This window comes from Mesorhizobium denitrificans, from assembly GCF_003403035.1.
Classification (GTDB): domain Bacteria; phylum Pseudomonadota; class Alphaproteobacteria; order Rhizobiales; family Rhizobiaceae; genus Mesorhizobium_G; species Mesorhizobium_G denitrificans.
The window spans coordinates 26,371-35,096 of record NZ_QURN01000023.1; the positions used below are offsets into that span (position 1 = coordinate 26,371).

11 protein-coding genes are annotated in these 8,726 nt (G+C 58.8%); 7 read left to right on the forward strand and 4 right to left on the reverse strand.

Translation table 11 applies throughout. From position 1 onward, the window contains the following. Positions 1 to 2: 2 nt before the first annotated feature. Positions 3 to 527 (forward strand): gluconokinase, encoded by a 525-nt coding sequence (locus DY251_RS20110; protein ID WP_116625705.1) that lies wholly within the window; start codon positions 3 to 5, stop codon positions 525 to 527. Between the two features lie 228 nt (positions 528 to 755). After that, positions 756 to 1,289 (forward strand): DUF2478 domain-containing protein, encoded by a 534-nt coding sequence (locus tag DY251_RS20115; protein WP_116625693.1) that lies wholly within the window; start codon positions 756 to 758, stop codon positions 1,287 to 1,289. Positions 1,290 to 1,391: 102 nt separating this feature from the next. On the opposite strand, the gene DY251_RS20120 is transcribed toward DY251_RS20115, so the two are convergent. The 3 genes from DY251_RS20120 to DY251_RS20130 form a co-directional block, all read right to left on the reverse strand. Further along, positions 1,392 to 2,012, reverse strand: coding sequence for a Tim44/TimA family putative adaptor protein (locus DY251_RS20120; protein ID WP_116625694.1), 621 nt, complete (start codon positions 2,010 to 2,012; stop codon positions 1,392 to 1,394). A 12-nt stretch (positions 2,013 to 2,024) separates the two neighbouring features. Further along, entirely contained in the window at positions 2,025 to 3,620 is a 1,596-nt protein-coding gene (gene ctaD, locus DY251_RS20125; protein WP_116625695.1) for a cytochrome c oxidase subunit I, read from the reverse strand. A 97-nt stretch (positions 3,621 to 3,717) separates the two neighbouring features. After that, positions 3,718 to 4,365, reverse strand: a complete 648-nt coding sequence (locus DY251_RS20130) for a 5-formyltetrahydrofolate cyclo-ligase (protein ID WP_116625696.1) — start codon at positions 4,363 to 4,365, stop codon at positions 3,718 to 3,720. A 109-nt stretch (positions 4,366 to 4,474) separates the two neighbouring features. On the opposite strand from DY251_RS20130, the gene DY251_RS20135 reads away from it, so the two are divergent. After that, positions 4,475 to 5,317: a LysR family transcriptional regulator gene (locus DY251_RS20135; protein ID WP_116625697.1), complete on the forward strand. Its 843-nt coding sequence runs from the start codon at positions 4,475 to 4,477 to the stop codon at positions 5,315 to 5,317. A 93-nt stretch (positions 5,318 to 5,410) separates the two neighbouring features. Here the strand turns inward: DY251_RS20135 and DY251_RS21680 are convergent, their stop codons facing one another. Next, positions 5,411 to 5,548, reverse strand: a complete 138-nt coding sequence (locus tag DY251_RS21680; protein WP_170971348.1) for a hypothetical protein — start codon at positions 5,546 to 5,548, stop codon at positions 5,411 to 5,413. A 150-nt stretch (positions 5,549 to 5,698) separates the two neighbouring features. Between DY251_RS21680 and DY251_RS20140 the strand changes: the two genes are divergently transcribed. The 4 genes from DY251_RS20140 to selD all read left to right on the forward strand — a co-directional run bounded on the left by DY251_RS20140 (position 5,699) and on the right by selD (position 8,613). Beyond that, on the forward strand, positions 5,699 to 6,391 hold the full coding sequence (locus DY251_RS20140; RefSeq protein ID WP_116625698.1) for an RNA polymerase sigma factor: 693 nt from the start codon (positions 5,699 to 5,701) through the stop codon (positions 6,389 to 6,391). 87 nt (positions 6,392 to 6,478) lie between these two features. Then, positions 6,479 to 7,003: a DUF4142 domain-containing protein gene (locus tag DY251_RS20145; protein ID WP_116625699.1), complete on the forward strand. Its 525-nt coding sequence runs from the start codon at positions 6,479 to 6,481 to the stop codon at positions 7,001 to 7,003. 10 nt (positions 7,004 to 7,013) lie between these two features. Then, positions 7,014 to 7,331 carry a cupredoxin domain-containing protein gene (locus DY251_RS20150; RefSeq protein WP_116625700.1) on the forward strand — a complete coding sequence of 106 codons (318 nt, stop codon included), beginning with the start codon at positions 7,014 to 7,016 and terminating at the stop codon, positions 7,329 to 7,331. Positions 7,332 to 7,554: 223 nt separating this feature from the next. Next, on the forward strand, positions 7,555 to 8,613 hold the full coding sequence (gene selD, locus DY251_RS20155) for a selenide, water dikinase SelD (protein ID WP_116625701.1): 1,059 nt from the start codon (positions 7,555 to 7,557) through the stop codon (positions 8,611 to 8,613). Positions 8,614 to 8,726 lie beyond the last annotated feature (113 nt).

The following is an 8,726-nucleotide window of genomic DNA, read 5'->3' on the forward strand; positions in this document are numbered from 1 at the left end:
CAATGAGTACGGAGCCTGTCGCAATTGTAGTCATGGGTGTCACCGGCTGCGGCAAGACGCTTATCGCCAAGCGTCTCGCTCGCGCACTCAATGCGAGTTTTATCGAGGGCGACCGATTGCACTCGTCAGCCAATATCGAAACGATGCGCAGCGGCATTCCGCTGCGTGATGAAGACCGCGCGGCATGGCTCGATGCAATTGGGCAGTTGATGAAAGCCGAACGCGGACAGGGCAGGGCGGTTGTGGCTGCGTGCTCCGCTTTAAAGCACAATTACCGCGACAGATTGCGAAGCTTCGTGCCAGACCTTTCGTTTCTGTTTCTGGATCTGGATCAAAGCGCGGCCGAACGTCGCGTAGCTGCGCGGCGCAATCACTTCATGCCCGCAAGCCTCGTTGCCAGTCAGTTTGAAGCGCTCGAGCGCCCGGATAGTTCGGAGCGCGCAATTGCTGTCAGCGCAACCACCTCTCCGCGCGGTATTGTTGCCAAGGCTTTGGCGTACTTTGCTCCCCCGAATGCCATCAAGTAATTGCATCCGGTGCGAATGGGGTCGGCGATGGCAATAGAGCAGCGCCATAGGCAGCGGCTTGGCTCGACAATCGGGCGGCGCCTCTCAGGTTTGCCTCGATCGAGGTGATGTGGCGGCTGACCTGCGGCTAAGGGTCCAGCGACACATTGCTCATGCTGCCTCCGCTTGTACCTCCGTGCAACCAGGAGTATTCCATGTCCAACCTACGATCAAAGAGAGTGTAGGACCATGACCAAGACCAACATCACCGCGGCTATTCTTAACGTTGAGAGTGTGGATGCTCAGGCTCTGCTGCAATCCGTTGCGCGCGGTTGGTCTGGCGCGGGGATAAAGGTGGCTGGCGTGATCGCGAGTAGTCGAGGTCTTGAGGAAATATGCACTGCAGGAACGCTGCGCGACCTCGCATCCGGCCACGACTTCACCGTGGCGCTCGATGCGGCCCCGGAGGGAAGCTCGTGTCATCTGGACACCGCCGGAATGGAGGCGGCCTGTACCGGGCTGATGGATCAAATCCCTACGGCTGAAATCATTGTGCTCAGCAAGTTCGGCAAGCTGGAAGCGATGCAACGAGGTCTTTGGTCCGCGTTCGCGGCGGCGAAAGCTTCACACAAGGCACTGCTGACTACTGTCTCCGCAAAGCATATGGATGCCTGGACAGCTTTTGCTTCCGACGCAGCTTGGCTCAAGGCGGATAGGCGTGAAATTGAGGCGTGGTGGGCGGGCATCAAGCAATCTGCCGCCCCTCAGGGCCACAGACAATAGCAACGATCGCAACAAGAGTTTGGCCGCGTCTCATTTTGGAAGCTGGTCGGCTGGGCCAGCATACATGATGTCGGCATCACCCACCCTATCGAAGGTCGGGTGTCATGCCGGCTTCAGCGCCTCGTCTGTTGCGACCACGGTCCAGGCGACGCCATCGATCGGCAAATGGCGCGCAAACGTCCATAGATCCGCCATGGCGGCGATCTCTGTCGGATCCCCGCTTATTACGGTGCCGGTTGCTGACCGTTCCGCCTGGATGATCTCGGCGCAAAAGAGCACTTCGATCTCAACCAGGTCGACGCCGATCTCGACACGCGCAATTTCGGCGGACCGAATTCCGACAAGGGTCAGTTCGAGAGTTTCCCCCCGCTCAGATCGCGCTTTGCAGGTTTCGGAAAATGCCTGGAATACATCCGCGGACAACAGTGTTTGTAAGGTCTTCGTATCGCATATGGCGTAGGCTCGCAGAACCTCCTCATACGCTCTGCGGGCCCCCTTTAAGAACGCGTGGTATTCGAAGGTAGGATCCAGTACCTGGAGCTTTGGAAAAGATGGGCCGATCGCATTCGACTCCATTTCGCCTGAGGGATGATGCGCGTTCGTCTTCATGCGTTCCGCTTCACGCTGCCGTGACAGAAGCTCGGCCATAGTCAGGAACGCCCACCAGAACGAGAGCAGGATGATGGCCGGCAAACTGTTGACGACGTCCGGGGTCTCACTCATGGCATCCTCCCATCAGCGTATTAGTGGCAGCGAACTGAATTGGTGGAAGGGCGGTGGAGAAGAGAGGGTCCATTCAAGCGTCGTGGCGCCTTCACCCCAAGGATTGGCAGGTGCTAGGCGCTTGCGCGCAAAAGCCTCTGCCACGGCGATGAAGAAGACGACCAGACCAGCCGCCGAAATGTAGGAACCGATCGACGAGACAAAGTTCCAGCCCGCGAAGGCGTCGGGATAGTCGGCGTACCGGCGCGGCATGCCGGCCATTCCGAGAAAGTGCTGTGGGAAGAAAACCAGATTGACGCCGATGAAGGTGAGCCAGAAGTGGATGTGACCAAGCGTCTCGTTCATCAGGTAACCGGACATCTTCGGGAACCAATAGTAGAAGCCCGCGAAAATGGCGAAGGCAGCGCCGAGCGACAGCACGTAGTGGAAATGCGCGACCACGTAGTAGGTGTCGTGAAGCGTTCGGTCCACGCCCGGATTGGCAAGCACCACGCCGGTCACGCCACCGATGGTGAAGAGCAGCACGAAGCCTGTCGCCCACAGCATCGGCGTGCGGAAGCTGATAGAGCCGCCCCACATCGTCGCCAGCCAGGAGAAGACTTTAACGCCGGTCGGTACCGCTATCACCATGGAGGCGAAAGCGAAATAGCGCTGGCTTTCGACCGATATGCCCGAGGTGTACATGTGATGTGCCCAGACCACGAAGCCGATCGCGCCGATCGCCACCATCGCATAGGCCATGCCGAGATAACCGAAGATCGGCTTCTTCGCGAAAGTCGAGATGACGTGGCTGATGATGCCGAAGCCCGGCAGGATCATGATGTAGACTTCGGGATGGCCGAAGAACCAGAACAGGTGCTGGTAGAGGACCGGATCACCACCGTCTGCCGGTGAGAAGAAAGTGGTGGAGAAGTTGCGGTCGGTCAGCAGCATGGTGATCGCTCCGGCCAATACGGGCAGCGACAGCAGCAGCATGAACCCGGTTACGAGCATCGACCAGGCAAACAGCGGCATCTTGTGCAGCGTCATGCCGGGCGCGCGCATGTTGAAGATGGTGGTGATCAAGTTGATAGCGCCAAGGATCGAGGACGCGCCCGATAGATGGATCGACAGGATGACGAGATCGACGGCGGGGCCAGGCTGACCATCAGTCGAATAGGGAGGGTAGAGCGTCCAGCCGCCGCTGTGGCCGTATGAACCTGAAGCGCCGGGAACGAACATGGATGATACGAATGTGACCAGCGAAGCCGCCAGCAGCCAGAATGATAAGTTGTTCATCCTCGGAAACGCCATGTCCGGTGCGCCGATCATGATCGGCACGAACCAGTTGCCGAAACCGCCGATGAGAGCCGGCATGATCACGAAGAAGATCATTACCAGACCATGAGCGCTGACGATCATGTTGTAGACGTTCGGATCTGCGAAGAATTGCAGTCCTGGTTCCTGCAATTCCATGCGCAAGGCGACTGACAACCCGGTGCCGAGTATGGCCGACGCCATGGACAGAATCAAATAGAGTGTCCCGATATCCTTGTGGTTCGTTGAAAACAGCCAGCGTGCGAAAAAGCCGGGCTTGTGATCTGTTTCGGTGTGGGCGATTTCGGTCATCGCTGTTGGCCTTTCGGTAGGGCAACGCGATGGTTTCGGGGCGGGCGGCGCGACGTGATCGCCGCATTCGGGAACCAGGCGTTGCCTGTATGTTGAATCAATCCGTCACGATCACGTCCATTCCGATGTCGTGAGGCTGCGGATAAATGGATGGAAGTCGGCTTTGTGTGTAGCCGACCCCGACGATCAGCGGTTTTCTGGCCATGATCGCAAGTGTGCGGTCGAAATAGCCGCCGCCATAGCCCAGCCGATAGCGAGCGTCATCGAAGCCGACCACGGGGGCGATGACCACGTCGGGCAGCACCGCCGGACCGCGCGAAGGAACCAGCATATTCCAGATGCCGCGTTCCAGAGGATCACCCGGCGACCAGATCCGGTATTCGAGCGGCCATCCCTTCTGGATGACGACGGGTAGTGCGATGCGTCCACCACGCTCGATGATCTTTATTCCCCAATTGCGGAGGTCGGGCTCGCCGCGGAACGGCCAGTAAGTTCCGACCGTGCGGCCGCTTGGCCTACCGATGACCGTGTCGAGCCGACCGGCAATACGCACGGATTTTGCCTGGCGCTCGTCGGCATCCAGAGCAAGACGTTCATCAATGAGCCGTTTGCGTTCTGCGATCCGCCAGCGGGAAACGTCCCTCCAACTATCCGAGGGAGACGCAACCGTGCGGAAGTCCGCGGCCAGTTCATGCATGAAGCAGGGTGGCGACGCGTATTCCGACGTCTCGAGTTTGTCAGCCATTGCGGGGTCCAATGTGTAACTTTTGACAGAGTGGACATCGCGAAAGCAGAAGGCAAACGGAATTAAATGCTCTATCAATGCAAAATAATTGCACTGAAGGAGATAACTCATGGACATCGATCGGGCGAAAACGTTTCTTGAGATCGTTCACACCGGCAGCTTCCTGAAAGCCGCCGACCGCCTTCATGTGACCCAGACGACGGTAAGCGCGCGAATTCGGACGCTGGAGGAGGGGCTCGGACGGCAGTTGTTCATACGCACGCGCAACGGTGCCGCCCTGACACCCGCAGGTCGCGAGTTCGAGCGTTTCGCACAATCCTTCGTGCAGATATGGGAACGCGCACGCCAGCAGCTCACGGTTCCGTCGGGGCGGACGAGCGTCGTTGCACTGGGTGGTGAGCTCAGTCTTTGGAACCCGCTCTTGCTCGACTGGCTGGTGTGGATGAAGAAAGAACTGCCGCGGATCGCAATTCACGCCCATGTCGGGGTGCCCGATCAGTTGCTCGAACAATTGCGGACCGGTGTGCTCGACATCGCTGTTCTCTATGCCCCCAAACTTTTGCCTGGCTTCAAGGTCGAACTGGTCGAGGAGGAGCAGCTCATTCTGGTACGGACGCCGGCCCACGATGATGAGCCGGTAGACTACGTTCATGTCGATTGGGGTCCCCAGTTTGCGGCGCTGGGGGGCGTAGGGTCAGCTGCGTTCGGGGAACCCGGACTGTTTGTCGGTCTCGGTCCGCTTGGCCTCAATTACATTCTGAGGGCCGGCGGCATGGGGTATTTTCGTCGCGGTGTAGCAGCACCGCATATCGAGGCTGGCGAACTGGAACTGGTCGATGGCGCACCGGTATTCACCTATCCGGCCTATGCCGTCTATCCCGAGTCAGCGGAGGGCCGAGACGATGTGCAGGAAACATTGCGCGGGCTGAAGCAGGTAGTAGCGGCTCCGTGAGTTCCAATCACACGATGCGGAGCCTGTTCACAAATTCGTGACGGCATCCCGACGTAGCGAATACGAGGTTCAGCCGCGCAAGCTCCAATCGCCTCAGACGAAGACCATGATAACGACGCCGCCGATAATCACGAGAATCAAGCCCGCGAACAACATTGGCAGCAGCGAGCTGGATTTGTCATCCTTGGCGCTCGCATCCTTGCTCGACGATACTATTGGCTTGGCACTCATGGCACGAAGTCCTTTATTGTCTCAGGCACGTCACTAGCCCCGATTCAGATGTCGGTCTTTGCGATTTCGCAACCTATTCTTCCTGAGTGATCAGGTTACGAGCGGGAACCTTTTCTTGCAAGCAGCATCCAATGAGGACAGGGAGTTGCTATGTCTACCAACGAAGCCAGGATTTTTGAGGAGAGGCCATCCGACGACTGGGCGTTGGTGACAAGAGCACTCGCGCACGACAAAGACGCATTTCAATTGATCATGAGACGCAACAATCAGCGGCTTTATCGGGTAGCGCGGACAATCGTCGGCGACGACGTGGAAGCCGAAGATATTGTGCAGGAGACGTATGTTCGCGCGTTCAAGAACCTTGGCGGTTTTCGAGGCGCCTCGAGCCTTTCGACATGGCTTTGCCGAATCGCCATCAATGAAGCGCGCGGCAGGCTGCGCAAGCGCCGGCGTGCCGCCGCGAGCGGTTTCGTGCAGGCGACAACGGCGCAAGCCGAGGTCATTCCGTTTCCCTCGAATTCAGACGGCGGCGATCCCGAACGAGCCATGGCGCAACGACAAATCCTGAAACTGGTCGAGCAGGCGACAGACAATCTTCCCGAAAATTTCCGGGCAGTGTTTGTTGCCAGGGTGATTGAAGGCATGAGTGCCGAGGAGACGGCCGCGTTGCTCGACGTGCCACCGCAGACAGTAAAAACACGTCTGCACCGGGCCAGAGCACTTCTTCGCAAGGAGCTTGACGCAAAGATCGGGCCGATCCTGCTCGATGCGTTCCCCTTCGCCGGTCGCCGCTGCGACCGTCTGACGGCAGCCGTTCTCAAGCGACTGGGTTTCGACGAGTGATTTTTTCGGGAACCTCTTCCCCTCCGGCGACATCCAATCGGTGTCACTGAAACCGGTCCCGGCACCATCGCCGGAGAGGAGAATTCCATGCTCGCAAAACCGCTGGCCGTGCTGGCCGCCCTTTGTTTCTTCGGATCCGCTACGCTGGTCCGTGCCCACGACAATCCCACCGATCCGCAGATCGCGCATATCGCCTACACTGCGGGCGTGATCGACATCGAAGCCGCGAAGCTCGCGGTCGAAAAGTCAAAAACCCCGGCGGTTGTCGATTTCGCCAATGGCATGATCCGGGATCATGAGGCGGTCAACGTCCAGGCGCTGGACCTCGTAAAGAAGCTGAACGTTACACCAGAAGACAACGACACCAGCAAGTCACTCACCGCGGCGGCAGCGACAAAGCGCAGTGAACTCTCGGGTCTCGATGGCGAAGCATTCGACAAAGCCTACATCGAAAACGAGGTTGCCTATCACAAGCAGGTCAACGGCGCACTTGAGACGCTGCTAATCCCATCTGCCCAGAACGCCGAACTGAAAGATCTGCTGGAAACCGGATTGAAGCTGTTCCAGGGCCATCAGGCCCATGCCGAGCATGTCGCCGCCGAGCTCAAATAGGACGACGGCGATGGCTTTCACGCGGAGCTTTGCCGCTTCTTTCGCATTGGTCTTTTGCGTCGCCACACAGGCGCAGGCGGAAACGATCCAGGTCGTCATCGACAAGCTTGTGTTTTCGCCAGCCTCAATCACGGCGAAGGTCGGCGACACGATTGAGTGGGTCAACAAGGACGCATTTGCCCACACCGCTACCGTAAAGGGAAGCTGGGAGGTGATGATCCCGCCGAAAAAGACGGTAGCGCAACAGCTGGACAAGGTAGAGACAGTGGATTTCTACTGCCGGTTCCACCCGAACATGAAGGGTAGCCTAATAGTCAAAGCGGACTAGAGTGCCATCCCGATACTCGCCGCTGGTTCGGATTCCGACCGGCGGCGGGTTGCAAAGTGCAGCAAATCGCAAGTTTTCGGCAGGCGCCAAATGGCGTGATGAGTGCGGAATTGGAGGTTGAGCCGGTTAGCTTTATGCGGCTTGAACGGCGTGTAATAATCTTCGAGAACGCTCGTTGTCGTGTCATAAGATGCGATGGCGGCGTTGAAGAGTTTGAAAGCAGATGGTGCTCGATTCGACTGAAATCCTTGAACCTCGTTTGACTTCACTTTCTCATGGGGGCGGATGCGGCTGCAAGATCGCGCCGGGTGTCCTTGAAACCATTCTGCGCACGACGATGGCGCTGCCGGTGCCTCCGGAACTGCTGGTCGGAGCGGAAACGTCAGATGACGCCGCCGTCTACCGACTCAACGACCGGCAGGCAGTTGTCGCTACCACCGACTTCTTCATGCCGATTGTCGACGATCCTCGTGATTTCGGTCGCATCGCCGCTACCAACGCCATCAGCGATGTCTATGCGATGGGCGCGACACCGCTTTTCGCTTTGGCGATCGTAGGCATGCCGATCAATCGCATATCGACCGGGACAATCGGTCAGATTCTGGACGGCGGCGCAGAGGCCTGCAAGGCGGCCGGTATCCCGATCGCCGGCGGCCACACCATTGATTCCGTCGAGGCGATTTACGGGCTGGTCGGTATCGGACTGGTGGATCCCTCCGACCTGAAGCGCAATTCCGGCGCGCGCGTGGGCGACCGGTTGATTCTCGGCAAGCCGCTTGGCGTTGGGATCTATTCGGCTGCTCTGAAGAAGGGCGCACTGTCGCCCGATGACTATGACGAGATGATCGCTACGACAACACGTCTCAACACGCCGGGACCAGAACTCGCCCGCCTCCCCGGCGTCCATGCGATGACCGACGTGACCGGCTTCGGCCTGGCCGGCCATGCGCTGGAGATGGCGCGCGGCTCGGGCTGTGCCATCCGTGTCGACCTGGCGTCGCTGCCGACGCTTGCCAAAGCGAGGAAGCTGATCGGCGAAGGCTATGTCACCGGCGCTTCGGCGCGAAACTGGGCGAGCTACGGCGAACGCGTTTCGCTCGGAAGCGCGCAAGCAAGTGATCAGGCACTGCTGACCGACCCCCAGACCAGCGGCGGCCTGTTGGTCGCCTGTGCCCCGGACAGCACTGAGGCCGTGCTCAACTGCTTCCGTCGCCATGGCTTTGCAGAGGCGGCTATTGTCGGAACGGCAATCGAAGGCGACGGCACACTGGAAATCATGTGACGATGGCGGAAGGGAATGGGTGTCAATGACCGTGGAATTGGGACCCCGTATTTTCGCGCAAAAGGGACCCCTGTTTAGGGGCGTTGAAGGGCACGCCGATTAGCGCCCGGTCA